This window comes from Rhodobacter sp. CZR27 (assembly GCF_002407205.1).
Lineage (GTDB): Bacteria > Pseudomonadota > Alphaproteobacteria > Rhodobacterales > Rhodobacteraceae > Cereibacter_A.
Genome location: NZ_CP023548.1, coordinates 1,720,097 through 1,739,031 on the forward strand (window position 1 = coordinate 1,720,097; position 18,935 = coordinate 1,739,031).

Genomic DNA, 18,935 nt, shown 5'->3' on the forward strand with positions numbered 1-18,935 from the left:
GGAGACTTCGATGGCCCAGCGATTTTCGTTCGAACTGAAGGCCACCGACGGCCGCGCCCGGACCGGGGTGATCTCGACCCCGCGGGGCGAGATCCGCACGCCCGCCTTCATGCCGGTGGGCACCGCCGGCACCGTCAAGGCGATGTTGCCGGAAAGCGTGCGCGCCACGGGCGCGGACATCCTGCTGGGCAACACCTACCACCTGATGCTGCGCCCCACGGCCGAGCGCATCGCGCGGCTGGGCGGCCTGCACCGCTTCATGAACTGGGAGCGGCCGATCCTGACCGACTCGGGCGGTTTCCAGGTGATGAGCCTTGCCGACCTCAGGAAGCTGACCGAGGAGGGCGTGACCTTCCGCTCTCACATCGACGGATCAAGGCACCACCTTTCGCCCGAGCGCAGCATGGAGATCCAGCGGCTTCTGGGCTCCGACATCGTCATGGCCTTCGATGAATGCCCGGCGCTGCCCGCGACCGATGAGGCGGTGGCGAAGTCGATGCGCCTCTCGATGCGGTGGGCGCAGCGCTCGCGCGACGCCTTCGGTGACCGTCCCGGCCATGCGCTCTTCGGGATCATGCAGGGCGGCGTCACGCGCGAGTTGCGCGAGGAAAGCGCCGAGGCGCTGAAGGCGATCGGCTTCGAAGGCTATGCCATAGGCGGGCTTGCCGTGGGCGAGGGGCAGGAGGCGATGTTCGGCGTCCTCGACTATGCGCCCGGCTTCCTGCCCGAGGACCGGCCGCGCTACCTGATGGGCGTGGGCAAGCCCGACGACATCGTGGGCGCGGTCGAGCGCGGGGTGGACATGATGGATTGCGTGCTGCCCTCGCGTTCGGGGCGGACGGGGCAGGCCTGGACCCGGAGGGGGCAGGTCAACATCAAGAACGCGCGCCACATGGACGATCCGCGGCCGCTGGACGAGGCCTGCACCTGCCCGTGCTGCCGCAACTACTCGCGCGCCTATCTGCATCACGTCTTCCGTGCGCAGGAGATCATCGCCTCGATGCTGCTGACCTGGCACAACCTGCATTACTATCAGGAACTGATGGCAGGCCTGCGCGAAGCCATTGAAGAAGGGCGCCTGTCCGGCTTCGTCGCCGGGTTCCATGCCGGCCGCGCACAGGGGGACATCGATCCGCTCTGACATGGCGGCCATGCGCCCGCCGCATGGCCAGAGGCTTGCGGAGCGGCGTGGGGCGCATATCTCGGACCGACAGTCTGAGGCAAGGGATATCCCGATGACCAAGCTTTTCACGCCGGCCACGTTCGGCGACCTTCACCTGAAGAACCGCGTCGTGATGGCGCCGCTGACGCGGAACCGCGCCAATCCGGCGGACCATGCGGTGACCTCGCTGACCGTCGAATACTACAGCCAGCGCGCCGGTGCGGGGCTGATCGTCACCGAAGGCTCGCAGATCTCGCCCGAGGGCAAGGGCTATGCCTGGACGCCGGGGATCTACTCGGAAGCGCAAGTCGCGGCATGGAAGGCCGTGACCGATGCCGTCCACGCCAAGGGCGGCAAGATCGCGATCCAGCTCTGGCACGTCGGCCGGATCAGCCACACGAGCCTGCTGGACGGCCAGGCACCGGTTGCGCCCTCGGCGCTGACGGCGGCCTCGCGCACCTTCGACGGCAGCGCCTTCGTCGCGACCTCGGAACCCCGCGCGCTGGAAACCGCCGAGATCGCCCGCATCGTCGAGGACTACCGCAAGGCTGCGGCCAACGCCCGGCGGGCAGGCTTCGACGCCGTCGAGATTCACGGCGCGAACGGCTACCTGATCGACCAGTTCCTGCGCGACACCACCAACCGGCGCACCGACGGCTATGGCGGCAGCCAGGAGAACCGCGTGCGCTTCCTTGACGAGGTGGTCGGCGCCGTCGTGTCGGAAATGGGGGCAGGGCGCACCGGCATCCGGCTCAGCCCGTTCTCGAACGCCAATGACGTGGGCATCGACAGCGACACCGTGGGCCTCTTCTCCAAGGCCGTCGATGTGCTGAACCGGCACAGGCTCGCCTTCCTGCACATGGTCGAGGGCCAGACAGGCGGTCCGCGCGACTGGCCCGCCGGCGCGCTCGAGACGCTGCGCGACCGCTTCGACGGGGCCTATATCGCCAACAACGGCTACACCCGCGCGATGGCGGTGGAGGCGGTCGAGAGCGGCGCGGCCGAGGCCGTGGCCTTCGGCAAGCTCTACATCTCGAACCCAGACCTGGCCGAGCGGCTGGCGGTCGATGCGCCGCTCAACCCGCTGCCGACCGAGGGGCTCTATGGCGGCGGTGCCGAAGGTTATACCGACTATCCGGCGCTCGAACCTGCCGACTTGTGACATTTCCGGCAGCCGGCCCGCCCAGGATGGGCCGGCTGCCCCGACAGCCCGTCCCGGGCCGCACTGGCCCCGGGCGCGGCGGCTGGCCCGCGACTTGCACAAGATTGCACCGAAAGACCGCTTGTTGGCCGAAGCCGGCCGGTCCAGACTTGCGGCAAGCCGCAAGAGGGTCAGGTTGACAGCGCGATCCCCTGTCACCAGATATCGTGATGAACGTCCGGGGAAGGCCGAGTGCTGCCGAATGGCCGGGGCCGGAGCCTTCCTGCATCGAAGGAATGAACATGACTGAACAGCTCCCCAACAGCTTCCCGGTGCTTCCGCTGCGCGACATCGTGGTCTTCCCCCACATGATCGTTCCGCTGTTCGTCGGCCGGGAGAAATCGGTCCGGGCACTCGAAGAGGTGATGGCGGACGACCGGCAGATCCTGCTGTCCTCGCAGATCGACCCGTCCGTGGATGACCCGACCACCGAGGGCATCTATCGCGCGGGCGTGCTTGCCAACGTGCTGCAACTCCTCAAGCTGCCCGACGGCACGGTGAAGGTGCTCGTCGAGGGCAAGAGCCGCGTGCGCATCACCGAGTTCCTGACCAACGACTCGTTCTTCGAAGCCCGGGCCGAGCGCCTGAGCGAGGAACCGGGCGATCAGGCCACGGTCGAGGCGCTGCTGCGTGCCGTGGCCGAGGAATTCGAGCGCTACGCCAAGATCAAGAAGAACATCCCCGAGGAGGCGCTGGCCGCCGTCTCGGAAACCCGGGACGCCGCGCGTCTCGCCGACCTCGTGGCCGGTCACCTCGGCGTCGAGGTTGCGCAGAAGCAGGCCCTGCTCGAGACGCTCGACGTGGCCGAGCGGCTGGAGAAGGTCTATGGCCACATGCAGGGCGAGATGTCGGTCCTGCAGGTCGAGAAGAAGATCAAGACCCGCGTCAAGTCGCAGATGGAGCGCACGCAGCGCGAGTATTATCTGAATGAGCAGATGAAGGCCATTCAGAAGGAACTCGGCGACGGCGAGGACGGCCAGAACGAGATCGCGGAACTCGAAGAGCGGATCGCCAAGACCGAGCTGTCCAAGGAGGCTCGCGACAAGGCCGAGGCCGAGGTCAAGAAGCTGAAGTCGATGTCGCCCATGTCGGCCGAGGCCACGGTGGTGCGCAACTACCTCGACTGGCTGCTGGGCGTGCCGTGGGGCGTGAAGTCGCGCACCAAGAAGGACCTGAGCAAGGCGCAGGAAGTTCTCGACGCCGACCACCACGGGCTCGAGAAGGTCAAGGAGCGCATCGTCGAATATCTCGCCGTGCAGGCGCGCTCGGCGAAACTCAAGGGGCCGATCCTCTGCCTCGTCGGACCTCCGGGCGTCGGCAAGACCTCGCTGGGGCGGTCGGTGGCGAAGGCCACGGGGCGCGAGTTCATCCGCATCTCGCTGGGCGGCGTGCGCGACGAATCCGAGATCCGCGGCCATCGTCGGACCTATATCGGCTCGATGCCCGGCAAGATCATCCAGGCGCTGAAGAAGGCCAAGACGACGAACCCGCTCATCCTGCTCGACGAGATCGACAAGATGGGGCAGGACTTCCGCGGCGACCCGGCCTCGGCGATGCTCGAGGTGCTCGATCCGGAACAGAACTCGACCTTCGTGGACCACTATCTTGAAGTGGAATACGACCTGTCGAACGTGATGTTCCTGACCACGGCCAACAGCTACAACATGCCGTCGCCGCTTCTGGACCGGATGGAGATCATCCCGCTTGCCGGCTACACCGAGGACGAGAAGCGCGAGATCGCCAAGCAGCACCTGATCCCGAAGCAGATCACGAACCACGCGCTGAAGAAGGGCGAGTTCCGCGTCACCGACGAGGCGCTGACCGAGATCATCCGCACCTACACCCGCGAGGCGGGGGTGCGGAACCTCGAACGCGAGATCGCGAAACTGGCGCGGAAGGCCGTGACCGAGATCGTGAAGGGCACGACCAAGGCGGTCGAGATCACGCCCGAGAAGCTAGAAGCCTACCTCGGCGTGAAGCGCTTCCGCTACGGCCTGGCCGAGAAGGAGGATCAGGTCGGCGTGGTCACGGGTCTGGCCTGGACTTCGGTCGGCGGCGAGTTGCTCTCGATCGAGGCGCTGCGCCTGCCGGGCAAGGGCCGGATGAAGACCACCGGCAAGCTTGGCGACGTGATGAAGGAATCGATCGACGCGGCCTCGAGCTTCGTGCGGTCGATCTCGCCGGAACTGGGGGTGAAGCCGCCGAAGTTCGAGGCTGTCGACATCCACGTCCACGTCCCGGAAGGTGCGACGCCCAAGGACGGGCCTTCGGCCGGTGTGGCGATGGTGACCTCGATCGTGTCGGTCCTGACCGGGATTCCGGTCCGCAAGGATGTGGCGATGACCGGCGAGGTGACGCTGCGCGGCAACGTGCTGCCGATCGGCGGGCTGAAGGAGAAACTGCTCGCGGCGCTGAGGGGCGGCATCAAGACCGTGCTGATCCCCGAGGAGAACGCCAAGGATCTGGCGGAGATCCCGGACAACGTGAAGGAGGGCCTGCGGATCATCCCGGTGGCCCATGTCCGGGAAGTCCTGCGCGAGGCGCTGGTGCGGATGCCCGAGCCGGTCGAATGGGACGAGGAGGCGGAGGAAGCCGCCGCCGCAGCCCGCCGGCTCGAGCGTGAGAACGCACCGAGCGCGACCGCACACTGACGGGCGGAACGGGTGACGGAGGGAAGGCGCGGCCATGGCCGCGCCTTCCCCCATGATGCCCGCCGCGACCATCCGCCTGCGCGGATGGTTCCCGTTCGGCCGCGGCCGGCTTAGTTTTCATGAATCCAGACAACAAGGGGGCCCCGAGCCATGAATGAACCCATCCAACCCGGACAGACCGCGGATGCGGCCGAGACGCGCGGTGCCGCGGTCCTGCGCAAGAAGGACCTGATCGAGCAGGTGGCCGGCGCCACCGGCGTCAAGCGCAAGGAGGTGCGCGAGGCGGTCGAGGCAACGCTTGTCGCCCTCGGCGAGGCGCTGGAGCGTGGGGACGAGTTGAACCTGCCGCCGCTTGGCCATCTCAAGGTTCAGCGCCGGAACGATATCGGCGCGGGCATCCGCATGATGGTGCGGCTGCGGCGCACTGCCGTGAAGGATGGCGAAAAAGATTCCACGCAGGCTCTTGCAGACGCCGGCGAGTGACGATAATACCCGCGCCATCGGGCGATTAGCTCAGCGGTAGAGCGCTTCGTTCACATCGAAGATGTCAGCGGTTCAAATCCGTTATCGCCCACCATGACACGAAACGCGTCGGACCCCGGTCCGGCGCGTTTTCGCTTTCGGGGGGTTGCGAAGGTCGGTGACGCTGCGGTAGAGGGCGTGCCGGGGGCGGTTAGCTCAGTTGGTAGAGCGTCTCGTTTACACCGAGAATGTCGGGGGTTCGAATCCCTCACCGCCCACCATCCTCCGAAACGGATCCCACTGTTCGGCCGGTATTCTCGGCCCGCTGTCCACGCATCGCAGAGGCCCGACCCGGCCGGGCGTGGACTGCCTGCGCAGGCTCGTCCGCCGCTACGCGGGCAGCCGGGGGGCCGGCCCGTCCCGCTGCGCCGTCGACCGGCGGCGCACAACCGGGGCGTATCGGCCACGCCGGCCGGATTTCGTCCGGAACGGCTTGAGAACGGCGCCGCCGGCACTAGACTTTGCCCGCCGGGCCGGGCTGACCACAAGGTGTCTCCTTTGCCGGCGTCGGAAGTGCAACCGCCGGATGCGGCGTGCGGAACGGGGATATCGTCATGCCGTCTGGGTCAATCGCGCGAGGACCGTCTTGGCGGCACGCGGCGTGAGATCCTCGCCAGAGCGGCTGGAAGGTCCGCTGACCATCGAGACGATGGCCGAGACCCAGCGGCGGCTGCGCCTGCTCGAGGATGGGGAAACGCTCGACATGTCCGCCGTCACGGCGTTCGACACTGCGGGTGCATGGGCCATCCTGCAGGCGCAAAAGCGGGTGCAAGCCGCCGGGCGCCGGCTCGAGCTCGTCAACCTGACAGAGGCGCAGGGCCAGCTGATCGAGACGGTGGCCCGGGCGATGCCCGAGCCGGAGAAGCGCCGCCGCACCATCCCGGGCCGGCCGGACGACGGCCTTGCCCACCTTGGCCGCGATGTGGCGCAGGGGCTGGGCACGGCGCTGAACGCGCTGGGGTTCCTCGGCGAGGTGGTGGCGCATCTCTTCGCGCTGGTCCTGCACCCGACCCGGCTGCGGCTCACGCCGCTTGTCCATCACATGCAGGAGGCGGGCTGGAACGCCGTGCCCATCGTGTCGCTGATGGGGTTCCTGATCGGGATCGTGCTGGCCTTCCAGGGCTCCACGCAACTCAAGCCCTTCGGGGCCGAGGTCTATGTGGTGGACCTTGTCGCGATCTCGATCCTGCGCGAACTGGGCATCCTGCTGACGGCGATCATCGTGGCGGGCCGGTCGGCCTCGGCCTTCACGGCGGCGATCGGCTCGATGAAGATGCGCGAGGAGATCGATGCGATGCGCGTCCTCGGCCTTGACCCGATCGACCGGCTGGTGCTGCCGCGGGTGCTGGCGCTCGTGATCCTGCTGCCGGCTCTGGGTTTCATCGCCTCGATGGCGGGGCTGGTGGGTGGCGGGCTGATGGCCTGGATCGACCTCGGCATCACGCCGGGCATGTTCCGCACGCAGCTTCTGGCCAATACCGATGTCAGCCACGCCATCATCGGGCTGGTGAAGGCGCCGTTCTTCGCGGTCATCATCGCGGTGATCGGCTGCCACCAGGGCATGCAGGTCGCGGGCAATGCCGAATCGCTCGGCCAGCACACCTCCCGCTCGGTCGTGCAGGCGATCTTCCTCGTGATCGTCATCGACGCGCTGTTCTCGATCTTCTTTGCGGTATGGGGGCTCTGATGGCCGAGGTTCTGATCGAGGTCCGCGGCCTGAAGAACCAGTTCGGCCCGAACGTGATTCACGAGAACCTCGACCTTGACATCTATCGCGGCGAGGTGCTGGGCATCGTCGGCGGCTCCGGCACCGGGAAGTCGGTGCTGCTGCGCTCGATCGTCGGGCTGCAGAAGCCGAAGGCGGGCAGCATCAAGGTGTTCGGCGTCGATGTGCGCACCGCCTCCAAGCAGGAGATGGCGAAGGTCGAGAACCGCTGGGGCGTGATGTTCCAGGACGGCGCACTGTTCTCGTCGCTGACCGCGCGCGAGAATGTCGAGGCCCCCATGCGCGAGCGGACGGGTCTCGATGCGGCAACGCGCGAGGCGCTGGCGGATCTGAAGATCGCGATGGTGGGCCTGCCGCCCAAGGCACGCACGCTCTATCCGTCGGAACTCTCGGGCGGGATGCGCAAGCGGGCAGGGCTCGCCCGCGCGCTGGCGCTCGACCCCGACATCGTCTTCCTCGACGAACCGACGGCCGGGCTCGATCCGATCGGTGCCTCGGAATTCGACGTGCTGATCCGCAACCTGCAGAAGTCGCTCGGGCTTACGGTCTTTCTCGTGACGCATGATCTCGATACGCTGCATGCAACCTGTGACCGCATCGCGGTCCTGGCCGAGAGGAAAGTGCTGGTGACCGGAACGATCCGCGAACTGATGGAGGTGGACCACCCGTGGGTCCGCGAGTATTTCCACGGGCCGCGTGCCCATGCCGCGCTGCTCGCGGCGGAGAGCTGAGGGATGGAGACGCGGGCGCGCTATGTGCTGATCGGCCTCTTCACGCTTCTGAGCGTGGTGGCGACGCTGGGGTTCCTTCTGTGGCTGGCCAAGGTGCAGCTGGACCGGACCTATACCCTTTATGACATCCTGTTCGAGAGCGTCGAGGGCCTCGGCCGGGCCAGTCCCGTGCGCTACAACGGCGTCGACGTCGGCGAGGTCCTGACCATCGGCGTGTATGAGGAGAACCCGGCGCTGGTGCGCGTGCGCATCCAGCTGTCGGCGACCACGCCGGTGCGGACCGACACCAAGGCTCAGGTCGCCTCCCAGGGGGTAACGGGCGTCTCCTACGTGTCCCTGTCGGGAGGGGCGGCACCGGAGCCGCTCGAACCGGAGGAGGGGGAAAGTGTCGCGGTCATTCCGTCGGAACGCTCGGCGGTGCAGGCGCTGACAGCGGATGCGCCGACCCTGCTGGCCGAGGCCATCCGGCTGCTGAAGGACATCCAGACCTTCACCGGCGAGGCGAATCGCGAGGCGGTCGCAAGCATCCTGACCAACGCCGATGCCTCGATGCAGAACCTCGCCGTGATCACGCGCGACACGACCGAGGCGACCGCGCGGCTGAACGAGTTCGCCGGCCGGCTGGACGGCATTGCCGACCGGGCCGAGGTCGCGCTTGGCACGCTGGAGACCACGCTGACCGAGGCCAAGGGCGCGGCAAGTGCGGCGCGCGACACCTTCGAGAGCGTCGACCGCGTGGTGCGGGAGGACGTGCCGCCGATGGTCGACCAGATCGGCCGGGCGGTCGAGAGTGTCGAGCGCTCGCTGGCCGGCATCCGCAATTTCGCCGACAACGGCCTGCCGAAATACGAGATACTGGCCACCGAGACCCGCCGTATGGTGGGCAACTTCAACTCGCTCCTCGCGCAGATCTCGCGCGATCCGGCCCGGTTCTTCCTTGGCAACCAGACCCCGTCCTACAGGAGGTGACGATGCGCGCCCTGATCCTGACCGCTGCCCTTGCCGCCGCGCTTCCGCTGTCGGGCTGCGGCGCGTTCTCTTCGCTGTCACGCGCTTCCGAGGCGCTGGACACCTATACGCTGTCGCCGCTTCCCGGGCAGGGCGGCAGTGGCTCCGGCCATATCGTCGTGGAAGCCGCCTCGTCGGGCGGGGCGCTGTCAACCGATCGCATCCTGATCAAGCCGTCGCGCGTGCAGGCGCAGTATCTGCCGGATGCGCGCTGGTCGGACCCGGCGCCGGCGCTGGTCCAGACGCTTCTGGTCGGATCGCTGCAGAACGCCGGCGGCTTCCGGCTGGTGGCGCGCGATGCGGCGGGGCTGGTGCCCGACTACACGCTGATGACCGAGCTGCGCGATTTCCAGGCCGAGGCGCCCCCCGGCCAGCCGCCGGTGGTCAAGGTCGGCCTGACCCTGACGCTGATCCGCGAGGACGACCGCTCCATCCTTGCGACCCGGCGGGTGGATGCCCGGGCGCAGGCCCTTTCCGACGCGACCGGCGACGTGATCGTGGCCTTCGAGGCAGCCACGACGCAGGCCCTGTCCGAGGCCGCGCCGTGGGTGCGGTCCCGCACGCGCTGAGCATGTCGCTTTTCGGCAGCAAGCGCCGGAAACGTCGGCCGACCGCGCCCGGAAAAGCGTCATAAGGACGCAAAACGGCACCGGTTCTGGAGGATGGGCGATGAACGACGTCACGACACGCAGGGCGCGCGGGGGCGGCGGATCGGCGCGGCGGGCGGAGCGCACCGCCGTCAGCCTGGACACCGCGAAGTTCATCACCCGCAACATCCCGAACTTCGAGATCCTGAACGAGGAAGCGCTCCAGATCATCGAGTGGAACGCCGAGACGGTCCTCGAGGAGGTCGGCGTCAACTTCCTGGAGAATCCGGCGGCCCTGCAGCGCTGGCGTGACGTGGGTGCGGATGTCCGGGGCGAGCGGGTGCACATCCCGAGGGGCCTTGCGCGCAAGCTTTGCGCCACGGCGCCCTCGGCCTTCACCCAGCACGCGCGCAACCCCGAGCGCAACGTCGAGATCGGCGGGCGCAGCCTCGTGCTGGCGCCGGTCTACGGCCCGCCCTTCGTGCGCGATCTGGAAGGCGGCCGCCGCTATGCCACGATGGAGGATTTCCGCGCCTTCGTGAAGCTCGGCTACATGTCGAAATGGCTGCACCACTCGGGCGGCACGGTCTGCGAGCCGACCGACGTGCCGGTGAACAAGCGCCACCTCGACATGCTCCATGCCCACATGACGCTGTCGGACAAGCCCTTCATGGGATCGGTCACCGAACCCTCGCGCGCCGAGGATTCGGTGGAGATGGCGAAGCTCCTGTTCGGGTCGGACTTCGTCGACCGGAACACGGTGATGACCTCGCTCGTCAACATCAACTCGCCGCTGACCTTCGACGCGACGATGATGGGCGCGCTCGAGGTCTATGCGCAGGCGGGTCAGGCCGCGATCGTCTCGCCGTTCATCGTGGGCGGCGCGATGGCGCCGGTCACCGTGGCGGGCACCTTGACGCAGGTTCTGGCCGAGGTGCTGGCGGGCGTGGCCTACAGCCAGCTGATCCGGCCGGGCGCACCGGTGATCTTCGGCGCCTTCGTGACCTCGATCGACATGAACTCGGGTGCGCCGACCTTCGGCACCCCCGAGGCCGCGCACATCACCTATGGCGCGGGCCAGCTGGCGCGGCGTCTGGGGCTGCCCTACCGCTCGGGCGGCGGGTTCTGCGGTTCCAAGCTGCCCGACGCGCAGGCGGCCTATGAATCGGCCAACTCGCTCAACATGGCGCTGCTGTCGGGCGTGAACTTCATGCTGCACGCCTGCGGCTGGCTCGAGGGCGGGCTCGTGTCGTCCTACGAGAAGTTCGTGATGGATGCCGACCAGCTCGGGACGCTGCACCATCTGGCGCAGGGAATCTCGGTGGACGAGAACGGGCAGGGGATGGACGCGATCCGCGAGGTGGGCCCGGGCGGGCACTACCTCGGCTGCTCGCACACGCAGGCCAACTTCAAGACGGCCTTCTGGCGTTCGGACCTGCTCGACTACAAGCCGTTCGAAACCTGGGAGGAAGAGGGCGCGCGCGACACGCAGGCGCTTGCGGCGGCGCGCGTGAAGAAGCTGCTCGGCGACTACCAGCAGCCCGCGCTTGACGAGGGCGTGGCCGAGTCGCTCGCCGCCTATGTGGCGAAGAAGAAGGAATCGATGCCCGACGCCTTCATCTGAGGCGACAGGCAGGACAGGCGGGGCGGGCACGGGCCGACGGGTCCGTGCCCGTTGCCGTCTGACGGCAGCCGCCCGCGCCGGAACCCGCCCGTGACGGCCGGGCGCCGCGAATGCGACGCCCGCCGGACGGGCCCGCTGCCTTACAGCGAGGGCTCGATCAGCCGCGCTTCGGCGATCAGCGCGATCAGCACCTCGACATGATGGGCGACGGAATAGGTCGCATCCCCCGCCAGCCGCCGGTCCTCGAGTTGCCGTTCCTCGGTGATCAGCGCCGCGACGGCGGGTTCGAGACGCTGCTCTCCGACCAGCCGCCGCAGGTCGCGCTCGCGCCGATAGTCGGCCAGTCCAAGCCGCGCTGCGCGCATGAGAAGTCGCGGGCGGCGGATCTCGGCGAGAAGGCTGCGGAAATCGGTCATGGGATTCTCCTCTGTCGGGCTGGACAGATTGAGTCCGTGCAACTCTGCGTTGCAGGCGCGACCGATTCAGCGCGCGGACCTTTCTCGAATGTTTAGGAATTAGAAAGAATTATCAACAACACCGCAGTTATTAACGAACAGGTAACCAATGCCCCTGACGGTTGCAAACGTCCAAGGCCGGACAACGCCCCAAGGCGGGGTGCCACGGGATGGAAAGATGCATACCGATCTTCGCGAGACTTCGACGCTGCCCGCATGGCTTCCCGAAGCCGTGCGGCTTTACCTCGATCACACCGAGGTGGGTCTCTCGCTCCGCGCGCTGGCGCGGCGCGAGGGCTGCCACGCCTCGACGGTGATGCGCCACGTGCGCCGATGCGAGAGCCGCCGCGACGATCCCCTTGTGGATGAGGCGCTGGCGGCGCTCGGGCGGGCGCAGGGGCGCGGCCACCCTCCCTCCAGAAAGGACAGATCCGACATGACGGCACCGATCCGCCCCGATTCCCCCCTGCCGGCCACGCTCGACGAGGCCACCATCGCACGCGAGGCGCGCCGCGTGCTGCGCCGGCTGGCCGAGCCGCAATGCGTTCTCGCCGTGGCACCCGACATGGAGAAGGCCGCGGTGTTGCGCACCCTTGCCGACGGGCAGACGGTGCGGATGGCGGTGGTGGAGCGGACGGTGGCGCAGGCCTTCGCGCTGAAGGACTGGATCACCTGCCGCAAGCCGGGCCGGATCGCCACCTACGAGATCACCGCCGCCGGCCGGATCGCCCTGAAGCGGCTCGCGGGCCAGGAGGAGGGCCGGCGCGGGCTGGCCGAGGCGGCCACGCCCTTCGCGGACCAGCACCGCGACTGGGACGAGCGCGAGATCCGCGACGAGGAGGGCAACCGGCGCATGCGCTACAACGCCGCCGAAAGCCCGGTGGCCGTGCTGGGGCGGCGGCGCGACAAGGACGGCCAGCCGTTCCTGTCGCCCGAACTGGTCGAGGCCGCCGAGCGGCTGCGCGAGGATTTCGAACTGGCGCAGATGGGTCCGCGCGTCGCCCAGAACTGGGACCGCTTCCTGACCGGCGCCGACCGCGGCAACTTCCGCAGCGACGCGGGCGGCGCCGAGGGGCCGCGGCAGGCCCGCGAGCGCGTCGCCGCCGCGCTGCGCGACCTCGGCCCGGGGCTGGGCGACATGGTGCTGCGCTGCTGCTGCTTCCTCGAGGGGCTCGAGGCCGCCGAGCGGCGGATGGGCTGGTCGGCGCGGTCGGGCAAGATCGTGCTCCGCATCGCGCTGCAGCGGCTGCGCCGGCACTATGACGAAACCTATGGCCGGGCGCGGCCGCTGATCGGCTGAGCGTCAGAGAGGCTTGACCTTCAGCTTCATGATCCGGTTCTCGCGCTTGGTCAGCACCTCGAAGCGGAAGCCGTGGAAGCTGAAGGCCTGCCCCTCGTTCGGGATCATCTGCGCCTCGTGGATGACGAGGCCGGCCACCGTGTTGGCCTCGTCGTCGGGAAGCTGCCAGTCCATCATGCGGTTCAGGTCGCGGATCGTCATGGAGCCATCGACGAGATAGTCGCCCGTGTCGGCGCGCTTCAGCGTCACCTCCTGCGCGATGTCGAACTCGTCGTTGATCTCGCCCACGATCTCCTCGATGATATCTTCCAGCGTGATCAGTCCCTTCAGCGCGCCGTACTCGTCCACCACCAGCGCGAAATGGGTGTGGCGCTTCAGGAACTGGCGCATCTGTTCGTCGAGCGGCGTGGTTTCCGGGACGAAGTAGGGCTTCATCGCCACCTTCAGGATGTCGGGCTGGCTCACCGCCTCGGGGCTGCCCGCCCGCATCAGCCGGCTGACCTCGCGCAGCAGGTCCTTGGCGTGGATGACACCGACGATGTTCTCGTGATCGCCGCGAAAGACCGGGATCCGCGTATGGGGCGAGGCCAGCACCTGCGCGATGATCTCGGACGAGGGTTTGTCGGCGTCGATCATCTCGATCTGGCTGCGGTGGCGCATGATCTCCTCGACCGTGCGCTCGGACAGGTCGAGCGCACCCAGCAGCCGGTCGCGGTCCTCCTTCTCGACCGCGCCCTGCGAATGGCCCAACGCGATGGCGCCGGCGATCTCGTCGCGGATGGCAAGCATGTGGTCGTTCGGGTTGATCCTGACCCCCACCACGCGCAGCAGGCCCCGCACGAGCGACCGCACGACGGCCACGACGGGCGAGAACACCACGATCAGCACGCGGATGATCGGGGCGACCCGACGGGCAAAGGCCTCGGGCCGGCTGATCGCCAGCGTCTTCGGCAGCACCTCTCCGAAGATCAGCACGAGGAAGGTCATCGCCAGCGTCGCCACCGCAACGCCTCCGTCTCCGACCAGCTTGGTCAGCAGCGCCGTCGCGAGCGAGGCGGACAGGATGTTCACCACGTTGTTGCCCAGAAGCAGGGCGCCGATCATCCGTTCGCTGTCCTCCGTGACTTGCAGCGCGGATTCGGCCCCCCGCGAGCCCTTGTCGGCCTGCGACCGCAGCTTGGCACGGGACGAGGCCGTCAGCGCGGTCTCCGAGCCGGAGAAGAAGGCCGAGAGCATGATCAGGACGAGGATCGCCCCAGCCGTCAGCATCGACTGCGGATCGAGGTTCGAGAACATCATGACAGGAAAGGTCCTTCAGGTCAGGCAGGGGCGCCAGTATGGAGGGCACGGCCCGCGCCCCGCAAGCGGTCGTTCGCGCGGAACTGGCCGGGCAGGCCCGCGCCGGCCGGGTCTGCGGTCCCGCCCTCTTCCGCCGGCCCCGCTGTGGGGAACCGGACTCGAAGGGAGACGCCGCAGACCTCAGTCGCCCCGCGCCAGCGGATGGTGGCGCAGCACCAGGTCCTTCAGGTGCTCGTCGAGCACGTGGGTATAGATCTCGGTCGTGGCAAGGTCGGCGTGCCCCAGCAGCGTCTGGATCACCCGCAGGTCGGCGCCGCCGGCCAGAAGATGCGTGGCGAAGGCATGGCGCAGGGTGTGCGGCGTGACGCGGGCCGGATCGATGCCGGCCAGAACGGCGATCTCCTTGACGAGGACATAGAAATACTCGCGCGTCAGGTGACCGGCCGCGCCTGCCCCCGGGAACAGGAAGCGCGAGGCGGGCCGCCCCGCCTTCGCCGCGCGCTCCTCGGCCTCGTCGCGCGCCTTCAGCCAGTCGGCAAGGGCTTCGCGCGCAGGGGGCGAAAGCGGCACCATGCGCTCCTTGCCGCCCTTGCCCCGGACAAGGATCATCTGCGGATTGCCCCGCGCCACCGCGGCCGGCATCTCGACCATCTCCGAGACCCGCATGCCGGTGGCATAGAGCAGTTCCAGCAGGCAGCGGTTGCGGATCTGGTCCTCCGCCCGGCGGCCCTTGTCGCGCGCGGCCTCGAGCAGACGGTCGACCTCCTCGACCTCCAGCGTCTTCGGCAGGCGCTTCGCTTTCGCGGGTCCCTGGATGCGGATCGCCGGATTGTCGGCGCGCCAGCCTTCCTCATGCGCGAAGCGGTAGAGCTGCCGGATCGCCGACAGCCGGCGCGCCCGGGTGGCGGGCGACAGGCCCTGCGCCTCGCAGAAACCCAGATAGGCCTCGACCGCATCGCGGTCGGCGGTGGTGAAGTCGCCCTCGCGCCGCGCAAGCCACGCGGCAAAGTCCTTGAGATCCCGGCCATAGGCCAGGCGGGTGTTGCGCGCGGCATCGAGTTCGGCGGCCTGCGCCTCGAGGAAGGCCGAGATCCACCGCTCCATCCCCGCGGGCGCCATCAGCCGCGGCGCTCCAGCAGCAGAAGCTCCAGCCCGATGCGGCGCGCGACGGGCTCCAGCCCCAGCTTGCGGATCAGCGAGAGCCCCTCGGTCACGCCGACGAGATCGCCATCCGACCCGCGCGACACCTCGTCCAGCGCCAGAAGCAGCGCCTCGCCGGGGCGGTTCTGGTCCAGCAGGTCCTGCGCGGCCGACGACGGAACCGGATCCCGGAAGGCTGCGAGGACGGCGCGCCCCATGGCATCGACCGGCTGCGCCCCCTTGGTCCTTCCCATGGCCAGCGCCGCAAGGAAGCGTTCCGTGGCATCGGCCGGGGCATGGGCCTTCGCCACCGCCTCGGCATCGGGCGACAGAAGCGCGATGCGGAAGGCCAGCGCCCGCGCCTCAGGCATCAGCGCAAGGCCCTTCAGCCGGTCGGCCACCAGCCGGGCGAAGGCGACCTCCAGTTCGACCTCGGCGATTCGCTCGAAGGCGAGGGGCAGGGCCTTCGACACCGCCGCGGCGTCCCCCGCCGTCAGCGCATCATCCAGCGCCTGGAAGGCGCGCACCCTGTCCCAGACACCGCCCGAGGCCGCGGCCTTCCGCGCGGTGTAAAGTCCCAGCAGCCGATTCGGCTCCAGCGCGCCGGACCGGGCGAGCCGCTCGGCCGCCTCGATCTGCGCCTTCCAGCCGGCGGTCTCGCGCAGTTCGGCATGGGCGAAGGCGATCGGCAGCGACTGGGTGGGCAGGGGCTCGCCCACCGCCTCGAGCAGCCGCCAGTCTAGCGGGGTAACCCGCGCCGGCGGCGCGAGCGGACCTTCACCCTCATAGAGATCGGGATCGAGGAAGCGCGACAGCAGCGCATCCTGCGCATCGTCGACGAAGCCCAGCGCCTGCGCGGTGCGCAGGGTCAGCGCCGCGGCATTCCAGTCGCCGGAGCGGGCAAGGCAGAAGATCCGGGCCGGGAAGGTGGGGGCCAGATCGGGCGACTTCTGCATCGTGGTGCAGGCGGCATCCTCGGTCCCGGTCAGCAGCGCGATGTCGAAGCTGCGGCGGAAGACCTCCGGCCCGGTCTCGCCCGCGGCCTCGAGCAGGCTTTCGGCCGCTTCCAGCGCGCCGATGGCCAGAAGCTTGTCCACCCGCGCCAGCAGAAGCTGGCCCTTGCCCTCGGAATCGGCCGGCGGCTCGGCCTCGGCCAGAAGCAGCGTCATCAGAAGCGATTGCAGGGCGGGCAGCGTGCCGGTGGGCGCCACGGCGATGCGGTTCGCGATCTCGGTGGTGCGGCCCATCCCCCACAGGGCATGCGGCAGGCCGGTGCGCGCAGCCGACAACAGCCCCGCCCCGTCGGGCGACGGCCCGTCGAGCGGCGTCACCGCCACCGTCGCCGGAAGCGCCCCCTTGGTCACCCGCGGCTCGTCGCGCGGCGGCGCCACCTTCACCGTGGCCGAGACCGAGCGCGACAGCCAGTCGATGGCCGACAGCGGCTCCTGCGCCGAGGCGGAGAGCGAGGCGCAGATCAGCGCGCAGAAGGCCGCGGCGCCGTGTCGCGCCCCGGCGCGAAGCTCATTCGGCATTCAGCATCACCGGCTTCGTCACCTCCTCCTGGGGCGGCGACAGATCGGCGAGATAGGCATAGCCCGTCAGCGCGATCAAACCCACCACAGCAAGCACCAGCAAAGCCTTCAAGATGCGCCACATGCCCGTTTCCGACCCTCGTTCTGCCCCGGTTCGTTGTTGCCCCGCGGGACTCGCGCATCTTGCACGGGCCACAGGGATCGTCGGCGTCGAATATATATGGCTTTTCAGCCGACTTCACGCCATTCAGGCAACAAAGTTCGACAAGGGGCGGAAGGCCGCCCGCCAAGGGGACGGGGGACGGCCGGGGGCGATGGCGCGGCTGAAGAAGACGGTTGTGATGGTCGGCATGATGGGGGCGGGCAAGACGGCGGTGGGCACCGCGCTGGCCCGTGCCCTCGGCGTGCCCTTCCTGGATTCGGACGAGGAGATCGAGCGCGCCGCCAATCGCAGCATCGCCGAGATCTTCGCCCGGGACGGCGAGCCCTTCTTCCGCGAGAAGGAAAGCCAGGTGCTCTCGCGCCTGCTGCGAGGCGATCCTTGCGTGCTCTCGACGGGCGGCGGCGCCTTCATGGCCGAGCCGAACCGCCGGATGATCCGCGAGCAGGGCGTCTCGGTCTGGCTGAAGGCGGATCTGGAGCTGTTGTGGCAGCGCGTGCGGCACAAGACGACGCGACCGCTGCTGCGCACGCCGCAGCCGCGCGAGACGCTGCGGGCGTTGCTCGAGACGCGCGAGCCGGTTTATGCCCTTGCGGATCTGACGGTGGAAAGCGCGCCCGACCGCTCGGTCGAGCAGATGGCCGAGCGGGTCCGCGAGGCGCTGGCCACGCGCCCGGATGTGCTGGAGGTGGAATGATGGCAGTGGATGCGGTGCGGGTCGAACTGGGCGAGCGCGCCTATGAGGTGCGGATCGGGCAGGGGCTGATCGCGCGGGCGGGGGCCGAGATCGCGCCGCTACTGCGCCGGCCGAAGGTGGCGATCCTGACCGACGAGACGGTGGCGGGCCTGCATCTCGCGCCGTTTCAGGCGGCGCTGCGCGAGGCGGGCATCGCCTCCTCGGCGCTGGCCCTGCCGGCGGGCGAGGCCACGAAGGGCTGGGAGCAGTTCTCGCGCGCCGTCGAATGGCTGCTGGAGGAGAAGGTCGAGCGGCGCGATGTGGTGGTGGCGCTCGGCGGCGGGGTGATCGGGGATCTTGCGGGGTTTGCGGCCGCCGTCCTGCGCCGCGGCGTGCGCTTCGTGCAGGTGCCGACGACGCTTCTCGCGCAGGTCGACAGCTCGGTCGGCGGCAAGACCGGCATCAACACCGCGCAGGGCAAGAACCTCGTGGGCGCCTTCCACCAGCCCTCGCTGGTCCTGGCCGACATCGACGTGCTCGAGACGCTGCCCGCCCGCGACTTTCTTGCCGGCTATGGCGAGGTGGTGAAATACGGCCTTCTGGGCGATGCCGACTTCTACGACTGGTTGGAGGAGGCCGGGCCGCGCCTTGCCTCGGACCCCGAGGCCCGGCAACGCGCCGTGCGCCGCTCGGTCGAGATGAAGGCCGAGATCGTCGCCCGCGACGAGACCGAGGAGGGCGACCGGGCGCTGCTGAACCTGGGCCACACCTTCTGCCATGCGCTGGAAAAGGCCACCGGCTATTCCGACCGGCTCCTGCATGGCGAAGGCGTGGCGATCGGCTGCGTGCTCGCGTTCGAGTTGTCGCAGCGGCTGGGCCTGTGCGCGCAGGAGGCGCCGAGCCGTCTGCGCGCCCATCTGCGGTCGATGGGCACCAAGGTGGACCTTCGCGACATCCCCGGCGACTTGCCCGATGCCGAGGGGCTCCTTGCCCTGATGGGGCAGGACAAGAAGGTGGTGGACGGCAGGCTGCGCTTCATCCTCGCCCGCGGCATCGGCTCGGCCTTCGTGGCCGACGACGTGCCGCCCGACGCGGTGCGCGCCGTTCTGACCGAGGCGCTGGCGCTGCGCTGACGACCGGAGCGGAACGCTCGTCGCGCCC

The 18,935-nt window shown here is 68.9% G+C and carries 17 protein-coding genes and 2 tRNA genes; 14 read left to right on the forward strand and 5 right to left on the reverse strand.

The window, feature by feature from the left end:
• Positions 1 to 10 precede the first annotated feature (10 nt).
• From tgt to CK951_RS08395, 11 genes are all read left to right on the forward strand, one after another.
• Positions 11 to 1,141 (forward strand): tRNA guanosine(34) transglycosylase Tgt, encoded by a 1,131-nt coding sequence (tgt, locus tag CK951_RS08345; protein ID WP_096785711.1) that lies wholly within the window; start codon positions 11 to 13, stop codon positions 1,139 to 1,141.
• Positions 1,142 to 1,235: 94 nt separating this feature from the next.
• On the forward strand, positions 1,236 to 2,324 hold the full coding sequence (locus CK951_RS08350; protein WP_096785712.1) for an alkene reductase: 1,089 nt from the start codon (positions 1,236 to 1,238) through the stop codon (positions 2,322 to 2,324).
• 281 nt (positions 2,325 to 2,605) lie between these two features.
• Positions 2,606 to 5,014 carry an endopeptidase La gene (gene lon / locus CK951_RS08355; protein ID WP_096787204.1) on the forward strand — a complete coding sequence of 803 codons (2,409 nt, stop codon included), beginning with the start codon at positions 2,606 to 2,608 and terminating at the stop codon, positions 5,012 to 5,014.
• A gap of 150 nt (positions 5,015 to 5,164) precedes the next feature.
• Positions 5,165 to 5,497: an HU family DNA-binding protein gene (locus CK951_RS08360; protein WP_096785713.1), complete on the forward strand. Its 333-nt coding sequence runs from the start codon at positions 5,165 to 5,167 to the stop codon at positions 5,495 to 5,497.
• Between the two features lie 19 nt (positions 5,498 to 5,516).
• A tRNA-Val gene (locus CK951_RS08365) sits at positions 5,517 to 5,591 on the forward strand.
• Positions 5,592 to 5,681: 90 nt separating this feature from the next.
• Positions 5,682 to 5,757: transfer RNA gene (locus tag CK951_RS08370), tRNA-Val, on the forward strand.
• 365 nt (positions 5,758 to 6,122) lie between these two features.
• Entirely contained in the window at positions 6,123 to 7,223 is a 1,101-nt protein-coding gene (locus CK951_RS08375) for an MlaE family lipid ABC transporter permease subunit (RefSeq protein WP_198402330.1), read from the forward strand.
• On the forward strand, positions 7,220 to 7,993 hold the full coding sequence (locus CK951_RS08380; protein WP_096787205.1) for an ABC transporter ATP-binding protein: 774 nt from the start codon (positions 7,220 to 7,222) through the stop codon (positions 7,991 to 7,993). Before CK951_RS08375 ends, CK951_RS08380 begins: the two co-directional genes overlap by 4 nt.
• 3 nt (positions 7,994 to 7,996) lie before the next feature.
• Positions 7,997 to 8,962: an MlaD family protein gene (locus CK951_RS08385; RefSeq protein ID WP_096785715.1), complete on the forward strand. Its 966-nt coding sequence runs from the start codon at positions 7,997 to 7,999 to the stop codon at positions 8,960 to 8,962.
• 2 nt (positions 8,963 to 8,964) lie between these two features.
• Entirely contained in the window at positions 8,965 to 9,570 is a 606-nt protein-coding gene (locus CK951_RS08390; protein WP_096785716.1) for an ABC-type transport auxiliary lipoprotein family protein, read from the forward strand.
• 100 nt (positions 9,571 to 9,670) lie between these two features.
• Positions 9,671 to 11,212, forward strand: coding sequence for a trimethylamine methyltransferase family protein (locus tag CK951_RS08395; protein ID WP_096785717.1), 1,542 nt, complete (start codon positions 9,671 to 9,673; stop codon positions 11,210 to 11,212).
• Positions 11,213 to 11,352: 140 nt separating this feature from the next.
• On the opposite strand, the gene CK951_RS08400 is transcribed toward CK951_RS08395, so the two are convergent.
• Complete coding sequence (locus CK951_RS08400) at positions 11,353 to 11,628, reverse strand: DUF6477 family protein (protein WP_096785718.1); 276 nt, start codon at positions 11,626 to 11,628, stop codon at positions 11,353 to 11,355.
• A gap of 217 nt (positions 11,629 to 11,845) precedes the next feature.
• Here CK951_RS08400 and CK951_RS08405 point away from each other — a divergent pair, with 217 nt between their 5' ends.
• Positions 11,846 to 12,967: a DUF6456 domain-containing protein gene (locus CK951_RS08405; protein WP_096785719.1), complete on the forward strand. Its 1,122-nt coding sequence runs from the start codon at positions 11,846 to 11,848 to the stop codon at positions 12,965 to 12,967.
• Positions 12,968 to 12,970: 3 nt separating this feature from the next.
• On the opposite strand, the gene CK951_RS08410 is transcribed toward CK951_RS08405, so the two are convergent.
• The 4 genes from CK951_RS08410 to CK951_RS21905 form a co-directional block, all read right to left on the reverse strand.
• Positions 12,971 to 14,263, reverse strand: a complete 1,293-nt coding sequence (locus CK951_RS08410) for an HlyC/CorC family transporter (RefSeq protein ID WP_394341566.1) — start codon at positions 14,261 to 14,263, stop codon at positions 12,971 to 12,973.
• 183 nt (positions 14,264 to 14,446) lie between these two features.
• On the reverse strand, positions 14,447 to 15,385 hold the full coding sequence (locus CK951_RS08415; RefSeq protein ID WP_198402331.1) for a site-specific tyrosine recombinase XerD: 939 nt from the start codon (positions 15,383 to 15,385) through the stop codon (positions 14,447 to 14,449).
• Entirely contained in the window at positions 15,385 to 16,938 is a 1,554-nt protein-coding gene (locus CK951_RS08420; RefSeq protein WP_096785722.1) for a hypothetical protein, read from the reverse strand. Before CK951_RS08420 ends, CK951_RS08415 begins: the two co-directional genes overlap by 1 nt.
• Positions 16,928 to 17,062, reverse strand: coding sequence for a hypothetical protein (locus tag CK951_RS21905; protein ID WP_096785723.1), 135 nt, complete (start codon positions 17,060 to 17,062; stop codon positions 16,928 to 16,930). Before CK951_RS21905 ends, CK951_RS08420 begins: the two co-directional genes overlap by 11 nt.
• 190 nt (positions 17,063 to 17,252) lie before the next feature.
• Between CK951_RS21905 and CK951_RS08430 the strand changes: the two genes are divergently transcribed.
• Both CK951_RS08430 and aroB read left to right on the forward strand, forming a co-directional pair.
• Entirely contained in the window at positions 17,253 to 17,795 is a 543-nt protein-coding gene (locus CK951_RS08430; protein ID WP_096785724.1) for a shikimate kinase, read from the forward strand.
• On the forward strand, positions 17,795 to 18,907 hold the full coding sequence (aroB, locus tag CK951_RS08435; protein WP_096787206.1) for a 3-dehydroquinate synthase: 1,113 nt from the start codon (positions 17,795 to 17,797) through the stop codon (positions 18,905 to 18,907). The genes CK951_RS08430 and aroB overlap by 1 nt, the downstream gene beginning before the upstream one ends.
• Positions 18,908 to 18,935 lie beyond the last annotated feature (28 nt).